The sequence below is a fragment of the Acidovorax sp. 1608163 genome (assembly GCF_003669015.1).
Lineage (GTDB): Bacteria > Pseudomonadota > Gammaproteobacteria > Burkholderiales > Burkholderiaceae_C > Acidovorax.
This window is the reverse complement of record NZ_CP033069.1, coordinates 1,214,181-1,234,172: the sequence shown is the minus strand read 5'-3', so window position 1 is coordinate 1,234,172 and position 19,992 is coordinate 1,214,181. Positions and strand designations below refer to the sequence as shown.

16 protein-coding genes are annotated in these 19,992 nt (G+C 65.5%); 7 read left to right on the top strand and 9 right to left on the bottom strand.

What is annotated here, in order from left to right; genetic code table 11:
• Positions 1 to 37 precede the first annotated feature (37 nt).
• A complete protein-coding gene (ppsA, locus tag EAG14_RS05525) occupies positions 38 to 2,428 on the bottom strand; it encodes a phosphoenolpyruvate synthase (RefSeq protein WP_099656287.1) in 2,391 nt (796 codons plus the stop codon).
• 257 nt (positions 2,429 to 2,685) lie between these two features.
• On the opposite strand from ppsA, the gene EAG14_RS05520 reads away from it, so the two are divergent.
• Together EAG14_RS05520 and EAG14_RS05515 are read left to right on the top strand one after the other, a co-directional pair.
• The gene (locus EAG14_RS05520) at positions 2,686 to 3,507 is read left to right on the top strand and encodes a pyruvate, water dikinase regulatory protein (protein WP_099656288.1); all 822 of its coding nucleotides are present in this window, start codon (positions 2,686 to 2,688) and stop codon (positions 3,505 to 3,507) included.
• 144 nt (positions 3,508 to 3,651) lie between these two features.
• A complete protein-coding gene (locus EAG14_RS05515) occupies positions 3,652 to 4,584 on the top strand; it encodes a hypothetical protein (RefSeq protein ID WP_121728301.1) in 933 nt (310 codons plus the stop codon).
• 227 nt (positions 4,585 to 4,811) lie between these two features.
• Here the strand turns inward: EAG14_RS05515 and EAG14_RS05510 are convergent, their stop codons facing one another.
• From EAG14_RS05510 to ahpC, 8 genes are all read right to left on the bottom strand, one after another.
• Positions 4,812 to 5,609 (bottom strand): heme ABC transporter ATP-binding protein, encoded by a 798-nt coding sequence (locus EAG14_RS05510; RefSeq protein ID WP_121730315.1) that lies wholly within the window; start codon positions 5,607 to 5,609, stop codon positions 4,812 to 4,814.
• Positions 5,610 to 5,671: 62 nt separating this feature from the next.
• On the bottom strand, positions 5,672 to 6,793 hold the full coding sequence (locus EAG14_RS05505) for an iron ABC transporter permease (protein WP_240456948.1): 1,122 nt from the start codon (positions 6,791 to 6,793) through the stop codon (positions 5,672 to 5,674).
• Positions 6,794 to 6,814: 21 nt separating this feature from the next.
• Complete coding sequence (locus EAG14_RS05500) at positions 6,815 to 7,663, bottom strand: hemin ABC transporter substrate-binding protein (RefSeq protein ID WP_121730313.1); 849 nt, start codon at positions 7,661 to 7,663, stop codon at positions 6,815 to 6,817.
• Between the two features lie 65 nt (positions 7,664 to 7,728).
• Entirely contained in the window at positions 7,729 to 8,850 is a 1,122-nt protein-coding gene (locus tag EAG14_RS05495) for a hemin-degrading factor (RefSeq protein WP_121728300.1), read from the bottom strand.
• The gene (locus EAG14_RS05490) at positions 8,847 to 9,191 is read right to left on the bottom strand and encodes a hypothetical protein (protein ID WP_099658752.1); all 345 of its coding nucleotides are present in this window, start codon (positions 9,189 to 9,191) and stop codon (positions 8,847 to 8,849) included. Before EAG14_RS05490 ends, EAG14_RS05495 begins: the two co-directional genes overlap by 4 nt.
• Positions 9,192 to 9,235: 44 nt before the next feature.
• Positions 9,236 to 11,482, bottom strand: a complete 2,247-nt coding sequence (locus EAG14_RS05485) for a TonB-dependent hemoglobin/transferrin/lactoferrin family receptor (protein ID WP_121728299.1) — start codon at positions 11,480 to 11,482, stop codon at positions 9,236 to 9,238.
• A 302-nt stretch (positions 11,483 to 11,784) separates the two neighbouring features.
• Positions 11,785 to 13,353, bottom strand: coding sequence for an alkyl hydroperoxide reductase subunit F (gene ahpF / locus EAG14_RS05480; RefSeq protein WP_099656293.1), 1,569 nt, complete (start codon positions 13,351 to 13,353; stop codon positions 11,785 to 11,787).
• 181 nt (positions 13,354 to 13,534) lie between these two features.
• Entirely contained in the window at positions 13,535 to 14,110 is a 576-nt protein-coding gene (gene ahpC / locus EAG14_RS05475) for an alkyl hydroperoxide reductase subunit C (RefSeq protein ID WP_099656294.1), read from the bottom strand.
• A gap of 263 nt (positions 14,111 to 14,373) precedes the next feature.
• Between ahpC and bfr the strand changes: the two genes are divergently transcribed.
• The 5 genes from bfr (at position 14,374) to EAG14_RS05450 (ending at position 19,919) form a co-directional block, all read left to right on the top strand.
• On the top strand, positions 14,374 to 14,850 hold the full coding sequence (bfr, locus tag EAG14_RS05470; protein ID WP_099656295.1) for a bacterioferritin: 477 nt from the start codon (positions 14,374 to 14,376) through the stop codon (positions 14,848 to 14,850).
• Positions 14,851 to 15,174: 324 nt separating this feature from the next.
• Positions 15,175 to 15,483, top strand: coding sequence for a DUF3649 domain-containing protein (locus EAG14_RS05465; RefSeq protein ID WP_121728298.1), 309 nt, complete (start codon positions 15,175 to 15,177; stop codon positions 15,481 to 15,483).
• Between the two features lie 5 nt (positions 15,484 to 15,488).
• Positions 15,489 to 17,252, top strand: a complete 1,764-nt coding sequence (locus tag EAG14_RS05460; protein WP_121730312.1) for a PepSY domain-containing protein — start codon at positions 15,489 to 15,491, stop codon at positions 17,250 to 17,252.
• 4 nt (positions 17,253 to 17,256) lie between these two features.
• The gene (locus EAG14_RS05455) at positions 17,257 to 17,589 is read left to right on the top strand and encodes a DUF3325 domain-containing protein (protein WP_121728297.1); all 333 of its coding nucleotides are present in this window, start codon (positions 17,257 to 17,259) and stop codon (positions 17,587 to 17,589) included.
• A gap of 140 nt (positions 17,590 to 17,729) precedes the next feature.
• A complete protein-coding gene (locus EAG14_RS05450; protein ID WP_121728296.1) occupies positions 17,730 to 19,919 on the top strand; it encodes a TonB-dependent siderophore receptor in 2,190 nt (729 codons plus the stop codon).
• Positions 19,920 to 19,992 lie beyond the last annotated feature (73 nt).

Here is a 19,992-nt window from a genome sequence, read left to right as displayed (position 1 = left end):
GTGCATGCCCCAAGTGCCCCGCCTCTGGCCAGGGCGATCAGCCCGCCAGTTGCTGCCAGGTGGCAACCACGCTGTCAGGGTTCAGCGAGATGGACGAGATGCCTTCGCTGGACAGCCATTGCGCAAAGTCGGGGTGATCACTGGGGCCCTGGCCGCAGATGCCGATGTACTTGCCCTGCGCCAGGCAGGCCTTGATGGCCTGGTGGATCAGCGCCTGCACCGCAGGGTCGCGCTCGTCAAAGTCGTGCGCCAGTAATTCCAGGCCCGAGTCGCGGTCCAGGCCCAGGGTCAGCTGGGTCAGGTCGTTGGAGCCGATGGAGAAACCGTCGAAGAACTCCAGGAAGCGCTCGGCCAGGATGGCGTTGCTGGGCACCTCGCACATCATGATGACCTTGAGGTCGTCCTTGCCGCGCTCCAGGCCGTGGGCGGCCAGCAGCTTGGTCACGCGCTCGGCCTGGCCCAGCGTGCGCACAAAAGGCACCATCACCTGCACATTCGTCAGGCCCATGTCATTGCGCACGCGCTTGAGCGCCTCGCACTCCATGGCAAAGGCTTCACCAAAGTCGGCACTGATGTAGCGCGCTGCACCGCGGAAGCCCAGCATCGGGTTCTCTTCCTCCGGCTCGTAGCGGCTGCCGCCAATCAACTTGCGGTACTCGTTGGACTTGAAGTCCGACAGGCGCACGATGACGGGCTTGGGCCAGAAGGCGGCCGCAATGGTGGCCACGCCTTCAGCAACCTTGTCCACGTAGAACGCGCGGGGCGATGCATGGCCACGGGCCACAGACTCCACGGCCTTCTTCAGGTCGGCATCGATCTGGGGGTAGTCCAGGATGGCCTTGGGGTGCACACCAATGTTGTTGTTGATGATGAACTCCAGGCGCGCCAAACCAACCCCTTCATTCGGCAGCTGGGCAAAGTCAAACGCCAGCTGGGGGTTGCCCACATTCATCATGATCTTGGTCTTGATGGGGGGCATGGCGCCGCGCTGCACTTCGGTCACTTCGGTTTCGAGCAGGCCGTCGTAAATGTGGCCAGTGTCGCCCTCGGCGCAGCTCACGGTGACCAGGGTGCCGTCCTTCAGGCGCTCGGTCGCATCGCCACAGCCCACCACAGCGGGGATGCCCAGCTCACGCGCAATGATGGCGGCGTGGCAGGTGCGGCCGCCCCGGTTGGTGACGATGGCGCTGGCGCGCTTCATCACGGGCTCCCAGTTGGGGTCGGTCATGTCGGTCACCAACACGTCACCGGGCTGGACCTTGTCCATCTCGGAGATGTGGTGCACCAGGCGCACGGGGCCGGTGCCGATCTTCTGGCCAATGGCGCGGCCTTCTGCCAGCACGGCGCCCTGGCCCTTGAGTTTGTAGCGCAGCTCGGCCTGGCCTTTGGACTGGCTTTTCACGGTCTCAGGACGGGCCTGCAGGATGTAGAGCTGGCCGTCGGTGCCGTCCTTGCCCCACTCAATGTCCATGGGGCGGCCATAGTGCTGCTCGATCACCAGCGCGTACTGGGCCAGCAACTCCACATCGGCATCGGTCAGCGAATAGCGGTTGCGTTGCTCGGTGGGCACATCCGTGGTTTTGACCAGCTTGCCGGTGGCAGCCTTTTCTTCGGGTGTGGAGAACACCATCTGGATCAGCTTGCTGCCCAGGTTACGGCGGATCACGGCCTTCTTGCCCGCCTTGAGCATGGGCTTGTGCACATAGAACTCGTCAGGGTTCACGGCGCCCTGCACCACGGTTTCGCCCAGGCCGTAGCTGCTGGTGATGAACACCACGTCTTCAAAGCCAGATTCGGTGTCGATGGTGAACATCACGCCCGCTGCGCCCAGGTCCGAGCGCACCATGCGCTGCACGCCCGCCGACAGGGCCACCACATCGTGCTCAAAACCCTTATGCACGCGGTAGGAGATGGCGCGGTCGTTGTACAGCGACGCGAACACTTCCTTCATCTTGTGCAGCACGTCATCAATCCCCACCACGTTGAGGAAGGTTTCTTGCTGGCCCGCGAACGAGGCATCGGGCAGGTCTTCCGCCGTGGCGGATGAGCGCACTGCGAACGATGCACTGGGGTTGCCCGCGCTGAGCTTGGCGAATTCGTCGGCAATGGCCTTTTGCAGATCGGCCGGGAACGGCTGGGCCTCGACCATGGCACGGATTTCAGCGCCGACCTGCGCCAGGGCGCGGACGTCTTCGGTATCGAGTTTCGCCAGTTTGGCGCTGATCTTGTCGGCCAGACCATCGTGGGCCAGGAACTGGCGGAAGGCATGGGCCGTGGTGGCAAAGCCGGTGGGCACCCGCACGCCCTGGGGCAGCTGCGAGATCATTTCGCCGAGGGAGGCGTTTTTACCGCCTACCGACTCGACATCGGTCATTCTCAGGTTTTCAAACGGTACGACCAGGGCGGTCGGGCTGAAAAGTGCAGACATGGGAAAGCTCCAGAAGTTGAAACCGGGTCTGCATGCCTGGCCTCGGCGGGCGTCAGGCAAGCGGCCATGCACAGGCTGCAGCTTTGTCGTTGTGGTTGTAGGCCGACGGTGTGCATGGTGAGAATTTGGATAATTGTGACAATTGTAGGCCCGAGCTTCTGGCAACGGGCTGACGACGCAATAGGGCGGACACAAATCGGGACGCAACGCCTGCCCCAACCCTGTTTGGCGTCCATCGTGTTTACAAAAGGGCCTCCATGCACACCCGCACCGTATTTTTCGTGTCTGACGGCACCGGCATCACCGCCGAGACCTTCGGCAACGCCATCCTGGCCCAGTTTGAGATGAAGCCCCGCCATGTGCGCCTGCCCTTCATCGACACCGTGGACAAGGCCCACCAGGCGGTGCGGCAAATCAACCACACCGGCGAAGTCGAGGGCAAGAAGCCCGTGGTCTTCACCACCCTGGTCAACATGGAAGTGCTCAAGGTCATCCAGGACGGCTGCAAGGGCATGCTGCTGGACATGTTTGGCACCTTCGTCAACCCGCTGGAAGAAGAGCTGGGCATCAAGTCCAACCACCGCATCGGACGCTTCAGCGACGTGAGCCGCAGCAAGGAATACAACGACCGCATCGAAGCCATCAACTTCAGCCTGGCGCACGACGACGGCCAGAGCAACCGCGACCTGGCGGGCGCTGACGTGATCCTGGTGGGCGTGAGCCGCAGCGGCAAGACCCCCACCAGCCTGTACCTGGCCATGCAGTGCGGCCTCAAAGCGGCCAACTACCCGCTGATCCCCGAAGACTTCGAGCGCCGCCAGTTGCCCCCCGCCCTGGTGCCGTTTCGCAGCAAGATTTTCGGACTGACCATCAGCCCCGACCGCCTGGCGGAGATCCGCGCCGAACGCCGCCCCAACTCCAAATACGCCAGCCTGGAAAACTGCCGCGCCGAAGTAGCCGAGGCCGAATCCATGATGCGCCGCTCGGGCATCCGCTGGCTGTCCACCACCACCAAGTCCATCGAAGAGATCGCCACCACCATCTTGCAGGAAGTGCGGCCTGAGCGGCTGGTGTATTGAAACGGCAGCGCTCCATCCGGCTGCATGGCAGCACGAGGATCTGGCACAAGACGGCAGGTGCCTGAAGTGTCGGATCACGGCCTCGACGGCCTGGCCATCCATCAACGAACGCAGAAACCACCACCACGGGGGAGAACCGGACCCATGCTGACCTGTAAACACGCGCTGTGGGGCGCTATCGGCTTGCTGATTGCCCAGCCGCTTCTCATGCCGCACGCTCATGCGCAGCAAAGCCGCCAAGTGCCTGCCTACGACAAAGCCCAGACCCGAACGGTGCTTGATCGCAGCGTCTTCTATCTACCGATGTTTGGCGCGGTGTACCGCGACAAATTCACGGCACTGCTGCCGCGCCACCCCAATCTGCGCGGGCTGGTCATTCACAACCATGGCTGCGGCGGCATGTGGGGCTGGGAAACCACCGTGGCACAGTTCTACTACCGCGAGGGCTTTGCCGTCATCACGCCAGAATTTGTGACCCGAGAAGGCAACAAACTGGGATGCCCTGGAGGAACGCCCGAGGAAATGCTCAAGCGCGGTGGAGAGCGCGCACGCGAAGGCGTGTACACGGCGGTGAACCCGGCTCGACTTGATGCTCGGGGCGATGACATTGCGGAGGTCATCCGCTGGTTCGAGGCCTACTCGAACCTGCCCATCTTGCTGAGCGGCCACAGCGAAGGCTGCCGCACCACCTACCACTGGGATCGCGCCGATCCTCAGGTCGTGGGTGGCATCTGTCACAAACAAAGCGTGAACCGGCAGTACGAGCACCTGTGGAAGTGGGACACGCGGCTGCCCATGTGGTCTTCCATCGAAGACGAAGACCCCTGGGCCGGAGGCAGCAAGCAGCGGCCCGCCGTGGGGTTTCAGGAAAAGTTCAAGGACCACCCGGAAAACCTCACGGAGTTTCGCTACGCCGGCAACAGCCATGACCCGCTGGTGCGGCCCGGCGAAGGGCAGAGCTTGCGCGAGTGGCTCAACAAGCAGGTCGCCATACCGGCACAGAAAACACAAAATGGCTTCAACTACGAAGATGTGTTGCCGGCAGTGCAGGACGCAGTGGGACGGTCGGCGCGCTGAGAGGGCTGCACCCCGATGCCAAAAATCGCCGAGACAGTGCCAGGTGCCAGCTCTTGGCGATGGCCCACCGGCCCTCTTTCGCAGCGCCCCACAGCCCACCGAGACAAAGAACAGAGGGCGATCCCGCCAAGAGGCTATTTGCTATTTTTTATATAGCACCTAGCGCTTGACTATATTGCGCTAGCGGCCAAATCGTCCAAAAACCTCATCCGCCGCACACCGTCGATTCAGCCCCACAAAAGCAGCTGGCGCACCCCGTCGGCAGCCTGCACCGAGGTGCAACCCACACCCCACACCCGGCCCACGGCCTCAGGTGTGATGACCGCATCCACAGCGCCAAACTGCCCGCAGCCCTCGGCCAGCAGCACCGCGTCGTGCGCGTAGCGCAGGGCCAGGTTCAGGTCGTGCAGCACCACCACCACGCCCACACCGTGCTGCTCGGCCCAGTGGCGCAGCAGGCGCAAGGTTTGGTGCTGGTGGGCCAGGTCCAAGGCGGCGGTGGGTTCGTCCAGCAGCAGCCAGCGGTGCGGGGCGTCTGGCAACGGCTCCCAGATTTGCGCCAAGGCCCGTGCCAGGTGCGTGCGGGCGCGTTCCCCGCCTGAGAGGGTCGTGACGCTGCGCCCGGCCAGATGCGCGACGCCCGTGGCCTGCATGGCGGCGTCCACCACCTGCACCTCGTTGGCGCTGGGCTGGCGGCGGTGCGGGTAGCGGCCCATGTCCACCACCTCGCGCACCGTGAAGTCAAACGCCACGGCAGTGTCCTGCGGCATCACGGCGCGCCAGCGGGCGATGTGCTCGGGCGGGTGCGCCGTCACCGCCCTGCCCTGCAGCAGCACCTGCCCGTGTGCGGGCTCGGCCAGCCCCGCCAGCAAGCCCAGCAGGGTGGATTTGCCCGCGCCGTTGGGGCCCAGGATGGCCGTCACGCGCCCCGGTGCAAAGGTGCCGCTGGCCCGCACCAACACGGGCTGCCCCGGCGGGGCCACGCCCACGTCCAGGCATTGCAACCCGTGCCCGGCGCGGGCCAGCGGTGGCCGCTCAGCCGCCTCTCCTTCTGCCTCTCCCTCTGTAATCCCGTCGGGGTACCGCCTCACACCCGCCCCTTGAATTGCCGCAGCATGACCAGAAACAGCGGCGCGCCCAGCACCGCGGTGAGCACACCCAGCGGCAACTCCGCAGGCTTGACCGCCGTACGTGCCACCGTGTCGGCCAACAGCACCAGCGCCGCCCCCAGCAGGGCCGATGCGGGCAACACCACGCGGTGGTCTGGCCCCGCCAGCAAGCGCACGCCGTGCGGTGCCACCAGGCCGATGAAGCCGATCACGCCCGTGGCGGCGGTGACAGCGCCCACCGCCAAGGCGGACACACCGATGGCCAGGCGCTTGGTGCGCTCCACCGGCACACCCAAGAGGCGCGCCTGCGCCTCGCCCAGCGCCAGGGCATTGAGCGGGCGGGCCAACCAGCCAGCGCCTGCCGCCGCCACGCACACAGCCAACGCCACCACCAACGCCGTGCCCCAGCGCGCGCCGCCCAGGCTGCCCATCAGCCACATCTGCAGGTTGCGCAGTTGCTCATCGGTCGAGACAAAACTCAGGTACCCCAGGCCCGCCATGGCCAGCGCATTCACCGCCACACCCGCCAGCAGCATGAGCCCCACCCGCGTGCCACTGGCCGACTGGGCCAGCATGTAGATAGCGAGCGTGACCACCAGCCCACCGGCAAACGCCATACCCAGCAGCGGCCAGCTGCCCAGCGAGCGCGGCAGGCTGGGCCACCACAGGCCACCCAGCACGATGGCCGTGGCCGCCGCCAGTGCCGCGCCACTGCTCACGCCCACCAGGCCCGGGTCGGCCAGGGGGTTGCGGAACAGCCCTTGCATCAACGCCCCAGCCAGGGCCAGCCCGGCGCCTGCGGCGGCGCCCAGCAGCAGGCGCGGCAGACGGATGTGCATGAACACCAAATGGCCCGAGCCCGCAGGCTCCGCACCGGTCAGCGCGCTCAGCAGCACCTGCAGCAACTCTCGGGGGCTGAGTGCGTAAGCCCCCTGGGTACTGGCAATGCCAAGGGCAAGCAACGCCAAGGCTCCTGTCAGGCCCAGCACCCACCGGGCGGGCAAACGCCGCTGGCCCAGGGCCTGCAGGGCACGGCTGGCGCGCTGCCACCAGGGTAGGCGGGTGTTCAAAGCAGCCATGGCAAAGGCTGTGGATGGCATGGAAGTCCCCGTCCGTGCGGATCAAGCCACCAGGCTGCGCATGCGCGTGTGCAGCGCTTGCACCACACCGGGCAGGCGGGGCCCAAAGCCCAGCAGGTGGTTGGCCTCCATGGCCACCAGGGCCTTGCGGGCAAAGGCAGGGGTCAGGGCCAACTCGGGCCGCTGCCAGAAGGCCTCTTCACCGCCCATGGCTTCGATGCCCTGGGTGGTGTTGAGCAGCACGTCGGGCGCGGCCTCGGCCAGGGCTTCGGCCGTCCAGGGGCGGTAGCCCGCAAACCCGGTGACGGCATTGACACCGCCCGCATAGCGGATGAGCGCATCGGCCGCCGTGCCCGTGCCAGCCACCATGGGGCTGCCGCCGTGCGACAGGATGAACAGTGCACGCGGCTTGCGCGGGGCGGCAGCCACCTGCTGCTGCACACGGGCCCAGTCGGCATCCAGGCGCACCAGCAGGGCCTGGGCGACGCTCTCGCGCCCCACCACCTGGCCCACCACGGCCACCTTGCGCTGCACCTCGGCCCAGTTGTGGCTGGCGGGCACCAGCTCGATGCGCACCCCGGCGCTGCGCACCTGGTCCAGCACCACGCGGGGCCCGGCCTCTTCGGTGCCCAGCAAGCAATCGGGCCGCAGCGACAACAGCCCTTCGGCCGAGAGCTGCCGCATATAGCCCACCTTGGGCGTGCGCTGAGCGGCTTCGGGGAACAGGCTGGTGGTGTCCGTGCCCACCAGTTGGGCCTGCGCCCCCAGCAGGTACACCACCTCGGTCAGCGCGCCGCCCAGCACCACCAGGCGCTGCGCCGCACGTGCAGGGGTGGTCTGCGCCGACGCTGCAAGGGGGAAAGCCCATGCCGACGCACCCAATGCGCCCATCGCGCCCAGCACGGCTCTGCGCGGCAATGAACAGGCCGCAGAGCTGGCGGTTTTCATCTCGTGCTTCATGGCTGCAGCACCGGCATATCGACACGGGGCAAGCCCGCCACCAGGTCGCGCCAACCCATCAGCTCTGCTTGGCCGGGTTTGCGCTCGCCAAAGAACATGGCCATCAGCTCGCCGTCGTGGTCAAAGGCCTCGACCGAGGTCACCACGCCATCGGCCGTGGGCTTCTCCACCGCCCACACGGCGGCGATGCGGTCGGTGCGCAGGTGCAGGTTGAAGCCCGGGTCCAGCACATTGATCCAGCGGGCCTCGGCCGTGTCCATGGGGCGAATGGTGTGCACCGGCCCCGTGTGGATCTGGATGCAGCCACCACTGCCCACAAACACCATGATGGGCAAGCCATCGCGTGCGGCGCGCTCGAGCAGCCAGGGCACGGCCTGGACCTGCAGGCGCTGGGTGAACTGCCCCTCCACCAGCCGAAAGCTCTGCTGCCGCTCTGCGCCAAATTGGCGCAGCAGGCCAAAGAACTCGTGTGTGTCCTGCATGTCGCTCCAGCCCTGGCGCAGGCCCGGGGCGTCAATGTCCCCATCGGTCTGCACGGCGGGCTTGGGGCCTGCGGGCTGGAACACATAGCCCGCGCTGGGCTCGGCAAAGCGCGCCACCACGGCGTTCCACACAGCCAGGTCGGTCTGCTCGCGCACATAAATTTTGTGCACCGCATGGCCCTGGGCGTTGAAGAACTGCAGGCTTTGCGCGCTCGGGTGGCCGGGGCGGCCCGGCTCCGTCACGGCAAAGCCGGCATGCCACTGGGCAAAGAACAGGCGCAGGTCAATGTCTGGCCCCAGCGCCAGCCCCACAGGCCCGGTGGCCGAGACGTTCTGGTACACACCGGTCTTCTCGTGCACGGTGGATTCGTTGCGGGTCAGCGCCATCAGCGGGCCGCAGGCCTGCAAGGCTTGCAGCAACTCCAACCACGGCCCGCGCAGCGCCAGTGCCTTCAAGGCATAAGCGTGCTCGCCCGCATGGGCCGCCACCACAGCGCCCTCGGGCTGCTGCATGCGTTCGGCCGCATCGCGGGCGCGCAGGCCCTGGGCGCGCAACGCGGCAAACTGCTCGCGGATGGCGGGGGCCAGGGCCGCGGGCGGCACAACGTCCAACGGCGAAGACAGCACGGCGCTCATTGCACAGCCTCCGGTGCGGCCAGCCACAGCGCGCGGCGCTGCTCTGCCGCCGTGAGGGCTGCGCTGGCGTGCTCTTGCAGACCTTGCGGTTGCCAGCGCGCCTGCAGGTTCCACAGCATGGTGCGAAAGTGCGGGCTCAGCGCCTGGGCCTGGCCCAGCGCCTCCAGGTTGGTGGCGATCTTGCGGGCCATGGCTTCGCGGTGGCTGTCGCAGCAGGCCTGCGCGTAGCCGGTCATCAGCGCCAACGTGCCTGCCAGCAGGGCCTCCATGCATGGCATGCTGTATTCCTCGTCGCGGTTGGCCTCTGGGGTGGCGGTGTTGTCACCGGGGATGGTGCCCATGGGGTTCTCCTGGTTGGGGTGGACAGGGGTTGGGGTAGCGTGCGTCAGAAGTCCGCCACCAGCGACACGCGCACCGAGCGCCCTGGCTGGCTGTAAGCGTCGATGGTGCTGTTGCCAGCAGCCAGCCCACGCACATCGGCCCAGCGCCAGTACTTCTTGTCGGTGAGGTTGTAGAGGCCTGCATTCAGGCGCAGGTCCTTGCGGATGCGCCACTGGCCGCTCAGGTCCAGCGTGGTGTAGGCGGGGGTGAGGTATTGCGTGCTGCCCGCAGCGGTGTAGACGTCGTCTGCCTTTTTGGCAGCGCTGTGGGTGGCATCGAGGCGCACATGCCAGGCGGCGGTGTCGTAGCGCACACCGGCCGTCAGGCGCTGCGGCTCCACCGAGTTGACGGCTCGGCCCGTGTTGGTGTCGCGCCCGCGCGCCTGGCCGTAGGCAAAGGGCGTGCTGATGCGCCCGCCCTGCCAGTCGCCCCAGGCCATGTTGCCCTTGATTTCAAAGCCGTCGATCTTGACGCGGCCCAAGTTGATGGACTGATAGACCACAGGATTGCCAGGCGCACCCGTGCCGCCAACGACCTGCAAGTCCTCAATGAAATCTTTGTAGCGCCCCGTGAAAGCAGCCGCCTCGATGGAAAAAGCCTGCAGCCGCCCGCGTGCACCCACTTCAAAGTTCTGGCTTTTCTCGGGGCGCAGGTTGGGGTTGGGAATGCTCTTGTATCCCTGGGCGGTGTTCTCAAAGAACGCATTCACCTGCCCGGCATTGGGCGCACGGAAGCCTGCCGCGTAGTTGCCATACAGGCTCCATGCCTCGTTGGCACGGTAGAGCACGCCCAGCTTGGGCGATGTGGCGTGGCCCGAGAGCGAGACGGCGTTGGCCGCAAAACCAGCCTGGTCGGCTTTGATGCGGAAGCTGTCGAAACGCACGCCAGGCGTGATGCTCCACGGCCCACGGATGAACTCGTCCTGCACATACAGCGCAGCGCTGCTCTCGGTGGTGTCGGGGAAGCGCTTGAGCGGGAAGGTTTCGCCCGCAGGCGGCGTCACGCCGGTCTGCAGGTTTTCAACCTCTGCACGGGTGTAGTCCAGCCCGTAGGTGAGCTTTTGCGCCCAGGCATCTGCGCCCGACCCCATGCGGATCAGCTTGCTGCCCTGCAGGTTGGCCTGCAGCGTGCGCTCGTCATAGGTCACATCGCGCACGCGGTCGGCAGCGGTGTTGCGGTCTTCGGTGATGTACTCGCGCGACTGCGCATCCTGGTAGCTGAGCACCGCCTTCACATCGTCGGCCCAGGCGGTGTTCACGCGCCAGTTGCCCTCCCAGGTGGCGCGGCTGCGCTGCATGTCGGTGAACGAGGTGGAACCCAGCACCGAGGTGCTGGTGAGCGGCGCCTTGCTGCGGGCGCTCAGCAGCTCGTAGTCGGCCGTTTTGTCCACATGCTCCAGCGTGAACACATGGCGCTGTCCGCCGCCGGGCGTGACCACCACCTTGCCCAACACCGAGGCGTTCTTGTCCTTTTGCGGGTTGGGCAGCGTGCGGTCCACATTGGCCGCATCGTTGGTGCCCATGTTCTCTAGTTCGTTGGCACGGCCCACGTTGGCGCTGACCAGCCATTGCACTGTGTCATTGGTGCGGCCCGCCAGCGTGGCGCCCAGGCGCTTGCCATCGTCATCACCGTCATAGGCCGCACTCACGCGGCCACCCAGGGTTTTGCCGTCCTTCAAAAAGGCGGACGGGTCGGCCGTGATGAAGTTGACCAGCCCGCCCATGCCGTCAGACCCATACAGGGCCGACGTAGCGCCACGCAGCACCTCGATGCGTTGCAGCAGCCCCACGTCCACATAGTCACGGCCAAAGGCGTTGGCGCTGAACACATAGCTGCGCGGCAAGCGAATGCCATCGACCAGCATCAGCACCCGGTTGCCCTCCAGGCCCCGGATGTTGAAGCCCGCATTCTGGTCACGCCCCGTGGAGCCGCTGGCCAGCGTGAAGCGCGCAGGCGAGCGCGGCACGGTGATGTTGGGCTGATCGCGCGCCACATCGCGCAGGTCGCGCACCTGACCCTCTTCCAGCGCCTGGGCATTGATCACATCAATGCGCATGGGCAGGTCGTCCGGGTTTTGCTCGCTGCGCGTGCTGCTGATAACCACCTCTTTGAGCAGCGGCGTGCCACCGGCCTGGGCCAGCAGCTCTTGGCCGTGCACTGCCGACAAGGACGCGACGGTGAGGGCCGCTGCCAGCGCGACCGGCTTGAGGGGGAGCGGAGAACGAAAAAAGGATGCGTGAACGTGCGCCAAAGCGGGCCTCTTCCTGGGTCAAAAATGCGTGACAAGAAGCTGGCTCCGCGTGCAGACCATGCCCCAAGCATGGGCAGGCCTGCGCTGGCTGGCGTGGATGCAATATATTACATGAGAATAATTATCAATACCAACAACTCCCCCACACCCTCCAAGGAACTTGGCACAGCCACCCCATGAAAAAAGCCGGGGCAGCATCGCCACCCCGGCTTTCTGTTCAGCGCTGAAGGCGCCTGATTTGCTACGTTTTCTATAGCTTCTAGCGCCTTATCTATAAGCGCTAGAGCCCAATTTCACTCACATCAAGCGGCCACAGGCATGCGAATCATGTGATCGAACGCACTGAGCGCTGCCGTGGCACCGGCACCCGCCGCAATCACGATCTGCTTGTAAGGCACTGTGGTGCAGTCACCGGCGGCAAACACGCCGGGCACATTGGTGTGGCCCTTGGCGTCGATCACGATCTCACCGAACTTGGAGAGTTCGACCGTGCCCTTGAGCCATTCGGTGTTGGGCACCAGGCCGATCTGCACGAACACGCCTTCCAGCGGCACCAGATGCTCTTCACCCGTGGCGCGGTCCTTGTACTTCAGACCGTTGACCTTGCCGTCGGCACCCGTGATTTCGGTGGTCTGGGCGTTGGCGTGGATGGTCACGTTGGGCAGGCTCTTGAGCTTGTTGACCAGCACGGCGTCGGCCTTCAATTGGTCGGCAAACTCGATCAGCGTGACGTGCTGCACGATGCCCGCGAGGTCAATCGCCGCTTCCACGCCCGAGTTGCCGCCGCCGATCACCGCCGTGCGCTTGCCCTTGAACAGCGGGCCGTCGCAGTGCGGGCAATAGGCCACGCCCTTGTTCTTGTACTCGGCTTCGCCGGGCACGTTCACATTGCGCCAGCGGGCGCCGGTGGACAGGATCACCGTCTTGGACTTGAGCGTGCCACCGTTGGCCAGTTGCACCTCGATCAGGCCGCCGGGCTGCGCGGCGGGGATGATCTTCTCGGCGCGCTGCAGGTTCATGATGTCCACGTCGTAGGCGCGGGTGTGGGCTTCGAGGGCAGCGGCAAACTTGGGGCCGTCGGTTTCGAGCACCGAGATGTAGTTCTCAATGCCCAGCGTGTCGTTGACCTGGCCGCCAAAGCGCTCGGCAGCCACGCCGGTGCGGATGCCCTTGCGGGCGGCATACACCGCCGCTGCGGCACCAGCGGGGCCACCGCCAACGATGAGCACGTCGTACGCATCCTTGGCGCTGAGCTTGGCAGCTTCGCGGGCCGCAGAGCCGGTGTCGAGCTTGGCGACGATTTCTTCCAGCGTCATGCGGCCCGAGCCAAACAGTTGGCCGTTCAAAAACACCATGGGCACGGCCATGATTTCGCGCTCGGTCACTTCGGCCTGGAAGGCGCCGCCTTCGATCACCGTGGTCTTGACCTTGGGGTTCAAGATGGCCATGAGCGACAGCGCCTGCACCACGTCCGGGCAGTTGTGGCAGGTCAAGCTCATGTACATCTCGAAGTTGAAGTCGCCATCCAGCGCCTTGATCTGGTCGATGACTTCTTGCTCCACCTTCGGTGGGTGGCCGCCCGTCCACAGCAGGGCCAGCACCAGCGAGGTGAACTCATGGCCCAAGGGCAATCCTGCAAACCGCAGGCTGTTGTCGCTGCCCACGCGCTGCAGGCTGAAGGATGGCTTGCGGGCATCGTTGCCGTCGGTGCGCAGGGTGATCTTGTCGCTGCGCAGGGACTGGATGGTTTCGAGCAGCTCACGCATCTCGCGGGCGGTGTCGCTGTCGTCCAGAGAAGCCACCAGTTCAAACGGCTGTTGCACGCGTTCCAGATAGGCCGAGAGTTGCGATTTGAGTTGGTCGTCGAGCATGGTGGCTTCCTGAAAATTCGAGTTGTGGTTTTGTAGGTTTAAGGGCTTCAGGCGATTCATTCAAGCCTGATGGCCAAATTCCGGGCGAAAAAAAGCCGGACGGCATGGCGCGAACGCCATGGCGCTGTCCGGCTTTGGGGAGCGCGCTGCAGTCGCGCGCTCAGCCGACGCAATGCAGGGCTTAGATCTTGCCAACCAGGTCCAGCGATGGAGCCAAAGTCTTGGCGCCTTCCTTCCACTTGGCGGGGCACACTTGGCCAGGGTTGGCGGCGGTGAACTGGGCAGCCTTGAGCTTGCGCAGGGTTTCCGACACGTCGCGGGCGATTTCGTTGGAGTGGATTTCCAGGGTCTTGATCACGCCATCGGGGTTGATCACGAAGGTGCCGCGCAGTGCCAGGCCTTCTTCAGGGATGTGCACGCCAAAAGCGTTGGTCAGGGTGTGTGTTGGGTCGCCGACCAGGGGGAACTTGGCCTTGCCCACGGCGGGGGAGGTTTCGTGCCACACCTTGTGCGAGAAGTGCGTGTCGGTCGTCACGATGTAGACCTCTGCGCCAGCGGCCTGGAAGGCTGCGTAGTTGTCAGCAGCGTCTTCGATTTCGGTGGGGCAGTTGAAAGTGAAAGCGGCAGGCATGAAGATCAGCACGGACCACTTGCCCTTCAGGCTTTCTTCCGTCACGGTGATGAACTCACCCTTGCCATTGCGGTTCACAAAAGCTTCGGTCTTGAAAGGCTGGACTTGCGTATTGATCAGGGACATTGCTGTTTCCTTAAAGGGTTGGTTGACTGAACAGGACTGAAGTCTAGGCGCATTGGAGCCATGCATCCAATTAATTGATTTCATTGAATCAATTGCCTGTGACTATTTTATGAAAGAGTATCTGGTCCCCCAAAGGCCCGCGAATGCAAACGGTATTGCGCATCACACGCAGCCAATGCGGGCCAACAGGGGCTTGTGTTGTCAGCGCACGCACAGGCCCGGCACAATCGCGCATCCACACAACAAACAAGGAAGGAGCCCCCATGAAAGGCGACGCACAAGTCATCGCGCACCTGCAGGCGCAACTGAAGAACGAACTCACGGCCATCAACCAGTACTTCCTGCACTACCGCATGCTCAAGCACTGGGGCTTCGACAAGCTGGCCAAGAAGGAATACGAAGAGTCGATTGGCGAGATGAAGCATGCCGACTGGCTGATGGACCGCATCTTCATGCTGGACGGCCTGCCCAACCTGCAAGACCTGGCCAAGCTGCAAGTGGGTGAAGACGTGCCAGAGATCCTGGCCTGCGACCTGCGCGCAGAACAAGGCGCACAAGCCACCATCAAGGAAGGCATTGCCCACTGCGAAAGCGTGCGCGACTATGTCTCGCGCGACCTGCTGCAAAAAATCCTGGATGACACCGAAGAGCACATCGACTTTCTGGAAACCCAGATCGACCTGCTCGACAAAGTGGGCATCCAAAACTACCTGCAGTCGCAAATGGGCGACGCGGACTGATCACACCGGGGCGTGCTTGGCACGACCTCGTTGCGGCACCACCGCACTCTCAACGGGCCCAGGCCCGTTTTTTTTCGCCCAGGCTTGGCCCACGCACCCGCTTTAGGTCGTTGCAATCTTGCGCCAACACAAGCAAATCTTTACAAAATGAATACGAATACTTCTCAATAAAAGTAGAATCGCGGCCCAGCAAGCCAGCATGACCGGAGCCAACCCGGTGAGCAGCCAGCCTTTGAATTGGTCCTGAGGACCACCCCAAACTGGAGCCCCTGCCATGCCGCGCCGCGCACTCTGCACCCATCGTTTTGCCCCACGGGTGCAGCCATGAAAACCGCCCGAGTCGATTGGCGGTACCGCCTCACCATTGCCTCACGCACCCTGGCCGCTGCCGCCGGGGGCTATGCCGTGGCGGCGGCGTTTGCGGCGGCGCTGTCGCTGGCGCTGGCAAAGGCCATGCCCCGGGTGGATGCGGTGCTCACGGCCACCATGCTGGCCTGGCTGGCCTACGCTGCGGCGGTGGCCTGGGTGTTTTATGCGCGCACCAGCTGGGGTGCCTGGCTGGGCACGCTGGCGCCCGCAGCCGTGATGGGCGCTGCGGCCATGGCTCCGCGCTGGCTGGGGGCTGCAGCATGAGCACGATGCCAGCCACCGAGAGCGCCCTGCCCGCACAGGCAGGGGCCAAAGCCAAGACACCGAACGACCGCGAAGGCTTTCGCCAAGCCATGTCGTGGCTGCACACCTGGGCCGGGCTGGTGCTGGGCTGGCTGCTGTTTGCCATCTTCCTCACAGGCACGCTGTCGTTCTTCCGAAACGAGCTGAACCTGTGGACTCACCCTGAGCTGCACGGGCTGCCTGCCACCGCCGCAGACACCGAGACGAACACGGCAGAAAAAGCCCTGGCCGCCCTGCACCGCAAGGTGCCGGATGTGACCCAATGGATCATGCACCTGCCCGACGAGCGCGACCCGGCCGTGAACGTGCTGTGGCGCGACACGGGCAATGGCCGCTTTGAAACCTTGCGCATGAACCCGCAAACGGGCGAGGCGGTGGACATCCGCCAGTCCATGGGGGGCGACTTTTTCTACCGCTTTCACTTCGAGCTGCGCACCGCGCAAAAGGGCCGCTGGACGCTGGAGGGCCGCTGGGTGGTGGGCGTGGCCACGCTGCTCATGTTCATTGCCCTGCTGACCGGTGTGGTCACGCACCGGCGCATCTTCAAGGACTTCTTCACCTTCCGCCCCAGCAAAGGCGGCCAGCGGGCCTGGCTGGATGCGCACAACGTCTCGGGCGTTCTGGTGTTGCCGTTTTACCTGATGATCACTTTCAGCGGGCTGATGATCTTCCACTCGCTGTACCTGCCCAGCGGCATCGCCACGGCGTATGTCGGCGCCGATGGCAAGGTGGACTCGAACACCTACTTTGCCGACCTGCAGGGCGACAAGCCCGAGCGCCGGGCCCGGCGCGACCCAGGGGCCAAGGTCGAGCCCCTGCCGCTGGTGCCCGTGGCCACCATCATGGCCGCGGCGCAAAAGCACTGGGAGGGCGGCCGCATTGGCGCCATCCAGGCGCGGCGCGACACCAAGGGCAACCCGGTGGTGGAAGTCACCCGCCACGAGGGCGACCGCCTACAATACCGCCCGCCCCGCCTGCTGTTTGATGCCACCACCGCGCAACCCATTGCCGAGGCCAATCCCAACAGCGCTGGCATCACCACCTATGGCGTGCTGTATGGGCTGCACCTGGCCCGCTTTGCAGGCACGGGCCTGCGGTGGACGCTGTTTGGCTTTGGCCTGCTGGGCAGTTTGATGATTGCCACCGGCATGGTGCTGTGGTCCGTCAAGCGCAGCGCGCAGGCCCAGCGCAAGAACGCCGCCCAGACCCCACCGCGCCTGCCGCTGGGCGAGCGCCTGGTGGCGGGCCTGAACATTGCCACCCTGGCGGGCCTGCCGCTGGCCTGCGGCGTGTTCCTGGCCGCCAACCGGCTGCTGCCACTGGCCCTGCCCGAGCGCGCCGACACCGAACTGGCCTGCTTCTTTGCCACCTGGGCTCTGGCCCTGGTATGGGGCCTGCTGTGCCCCCGGCGTATGGGCTGGACCGTGGTGGTGGCCCTGGCCGCTGTGGTGTGGGCCTTGCTGCCCGTGCTCAATGCCTTGACCACATCCGCCCACCTGGGCATCACCTTGCCTGCGGGCGACTGGACCTGGGCGGGGCTGGACCTGGCCTTTTTGGCCACCGGTGCCGTGCTGGGTGCGGTGGCGTGGCACCTGCACCGCCGCCAGCCGACCAAGGCGTCCCCCACCCAACAACGGCCCGCCCGCCCCCACACGGCAGCGCCCCAAGCCTCCGCACCGGCGGCGCATGCCCTGCCCAACGCGGCCTCAGAAATCACCGCAGGAACCTGAACCCATGTCTGCCTTCCTGTTTTGCTTTGCGGCCTGGCTGGCCATGGCCCTGGGCATGGACAAACACCACGAAGACGCCTTGGGCCAAGAGGCCGCCGCCGCACGCCTGCGTACGCTGCGCCGCGTGGGCTGGGTCATCTTGCTGGCCTCGTTGTGGCTGGCCACCCGCACGCCACCGGGCGTGCCAGCCTCCATCGGTGTCACGGTGTGGGCCGCAGCTCTGTCGGTGGCGGCCGTGGCGGCCACCGCCACCGTGACCTGGTTGCCCCAGCGCGCCCCCCCACTGGGCGCCACAGCGCTGGCGGCAGGGCTGCTGGCGTACTTCAGCGGGTTTTAGCCCAGCGGGTTGCAACACCCAAGCGGCTTTCACTGCCGCCGTTGACCCATCTTCCAGTGCAGCGCCACCGAGCGCAGGCTGTTGCCTGCGCGGTGGTGCGGCGCCCCTGTGTTTCATCCACTCTCCGTCAGGAATCTCGTATGCGTTCATCCTCCCTATCGCCCGCATTGCGGCACACCGCGCCCTTGGCCCACACCCTCAGCCCACTCGCTGCAGCCGTGCTGTTGCTGGCCTGTGGCTCCGCCCTGGCCCAAGGCACCCCGGCCGACGCCGCAGCCCCCAAGGCGCTGGGCGAAGTCACCATCAAGGCCGCGCCGCAAGACGACACCTACACCCCCACGGCCACCTCCACCGCCACCAAGGGCAGCGCGCCCCTGCGCGATGTGCCACAGGCCGTGAACGTGGTGCCTGCCCAGTTGCTGCGCGACCAGGGCGCCCGTTCGATGGAAGACGCACTGCGCAACGTGCCCGGTGTGGCCATGAGCCACGGCGACGGCCAGCGCGACCAGGTGGTGATTCGCGGCTTCACCGCCATTGCCGACCAGTTTGTGGACGGGGTGCGCGACGACGCGCTGTACTTCCGAGACCTGGCCGACATCGAGCGCATCGAAGTGCTCAAGGGCCCGGCCGCCGTGCTGTATGGGCGCGGGTCTTCGGGCGGCCTCATCAACCGCGTCACCAAAAAGCCGCAGTTTGGCGAGACCTCTGGCGAAGCCTCGGTGGGTGTGGGCAGTTTTGACTATCGCCGCGCCACGGCCGACCTGAACGTGGGCATCAGCGATGCAGCGGCCTTTCGCCTCAATGCCGCCGTGGAAGACTCTGGCAGCTACCGCGACCAGCAGTTTGTGAAGCGCCACAACTTTGCGCCGTCGCTGGCCCTCAAGCTCGCGCCGCAAACCGATTTGCTGCTGCAATACACCCACGCCCGCGACAAGCGCCTGACGGACTTCGGCATCCCGGCGCTGAACGGGCGCCCGGTCAACGTGGCGGCCAGCACCTACTACGGCTCCAGCAACGCCGCGCAGGACGACACCACCACCAGCGCCATGCAGTCGTTCACCGCCACGCTCAACCACCGCTTCAACGACGACTGGTCGGTGCGCAACGTGACGCGCGCCTACGACTACAGCCTGGACCGCTACAACACCCTGCCCGGTGGCACCACCGACCCCGTCGCCATGACGGTGGGCCGCACCCGCGCCTTCATCCTGCGCGACGAGAAGGGCGTGTTCAACCAGACCGATGTGACCTGGCGCAACCAGCTCGGCGGGCTCAAGCAAGAGTGGCTGATGGGCATGGAGCTGGGCCAGCAAAAGAAGCGCTCTGAATCCGTCTCGGGCGGGGCCGACCGCGTGTCCATCCTCAACCCCAGCGGTGCAGCCCCCGTCATCCCGGCGGCCAACTACAACGCCGACAACGCCATCCCCAGCCACACCACACAAGACACCGCCGCGCTGTACTGGCAAGACCAGATCACCCTGGCCCCCCAGTGGAAGGCCCTGGTGGGCGCACGCTGGGACGTGTACGGGCAAGAGACGCGTTTTGACCGCAAGCTCGCCACGCTCTCGCGCACCGACAAAAAGCTCAGCCCCCGCGCCGGTCTGGTGTGGCAGCCCAGCGATACCGTCTCGTACTACGTGTCGTACAGCAAGTCGTTCCAGCCCTCGGCCGAGGCCTTTGCCCTGGCCACCAACATCACGGCGGCCGAGCCAGAAATCACCCAGAACAAAGAAATTGGCGTGAAGCTGGACCTGCTGGACGGCAAGCTGAACCTGACGGGCGCCCTCTTCAACCTGGAGCGCACCAACATCAAGAACACCGACCCCGCCAACCCATCGCGCCAGATCAACGTTGGCACGCAGCGCACCAATGGCTTTGAGCTGACCGCCAACGGCCGCCTGCCCGGCCGCTGGGATGTGAGCGCAGGCTACGCCTACCTGGACGGGCGCATGACCAAGTCGCTGGCCACCACCACCTCGTCGCAGCTGCCCACCGCCGCCGTGCCAGCCCTGGGCAAGGTGCCCGCCCTCACCCCCCGCAACAGCGCCTTTGCCTGGGTGATGAAGGACCTGGGCCAGGGCCTGCGCCTGGGCGGCGGTGTGAACCATGTGGGTGAACGCTTCACCTCGCTCACCAACCTGGTCACCCTGCCCGCCTACACCACGGTGGATGCGGCCCTGCAATACACGCTGGGCCAGTGGGACCTGGACGTGAACGTGAAGAACCTGGCCAACCGCAAGTACTACGTTTCGAGCCACGGCAGCAACGACAACCTGATCCTGCCGGGCTCGCCCCGCGCCCTGCAGGTCACGCTGCGCACGCACTTCTGACCCCCGCACGCAAACCGGCGTGCGCATCGCTCGCGCACGCCATTTCAAGCAAAACAGGCCTCCAGCGCTTTAT

Bases quoted from the DNA above. Each gene is read 5' to 3' on its own strand.
- ppsA (WP_099656287.1), bottom strand. From the start codon at position 2,428: ATGTCTGCACTTTTCAGCCCGACCGCCCTGGTCGTACCGTTTGAAAAC.
- EAG14_RS05520 (WP_099656288.1), top strand. From the start codon at position 2,686: ATGCACACCCGCACCGTATTTTTCGTGTCTGACGGCACCGGCATCACC.
- EAG14_RS05515 (WP_121728301.1), top strand. From the start codon at position 3,652: ATGCTGACCTGTAAACACGCGCTGTGGGGCGCTATCGGCTTGCTGATT.
- EAG14_RS05505 (WP_240456948.1), bottom strand. From the start codon at position 6,793: ATGCCATCCACAGCCTTTGCCATGGCTGCTTTGAACACCCGCCTACCC.
- EAG14_RS05500 (WP_121730313.1), bottom strand. From the start codon at position 7,663: ATGGGCGCATTGGGTGCGTCGGCATGGGCTTTCCCCCTTGCAGCGTCG.
- EAG14_RS05495 (WP_121728300.1), bottom strand. From the start codon at position 8,850: ATGAGCGCCGTGCTGTCTTCGCCGTTGGACGTTGTGCCGCCCGCGGCC.
- EAG14_RS05490 (WP_099658752.1), bottom strand. From the start codon at position 9,191: ATGGGCACCATCCCCGGTGACAACACCGCCACCCCAGAGGCCAACCGC.
- ahpF (WP_099656293.1), bottom strand. From the start codon at position 13,353: ATGCTCGACGACCAACTCAAATCGCAACTCTCGGCCTATCTGGAACGC.
- ahpC (WP_099656294.1), bottom strand. From the start codon at position 14,110: ATGTCCCTGATCAATACGCAAGTCCAGCCTTTCAAGACCGAAGCTTTT.
- bfr (WP_099656295.1), top strand. From the start codon at position 14,374: ATGAAAGGCGACGCACAAGTCATCGCGCACCTGCAGGCGCAACTGAAG.
- EAG14_RS05465 (WP_121728298.1), top strand. From the start codon at position 15,175: ATGAAAACCGCCCGAGTCGATTGGCGGTACCGCCTCACCATTGCCTCA.
- EAG14_RS05460 (WP_121730312.1), top strand. From the start codon at position 15,489: ATGCCAGCCACCGAGAGCGCCCTGCCCGCACAGGCAGGGGCCAAAGCC.
- EAG14_RS05455 (WP_121728297.1), top strand. From the start codon at position 17,257: ATGTCTGCCTTCCTGTTTTGCTTTGCGGCCTGGCTGGCCATGGCCCTG.
- EAG14_RS05450 (WP_121728296.1), top strand. From the start codon at position 17,730: ATGCGTTCATCCTCCCTATCGCCCGCATTGCGGCACACCGCGCCCTTG.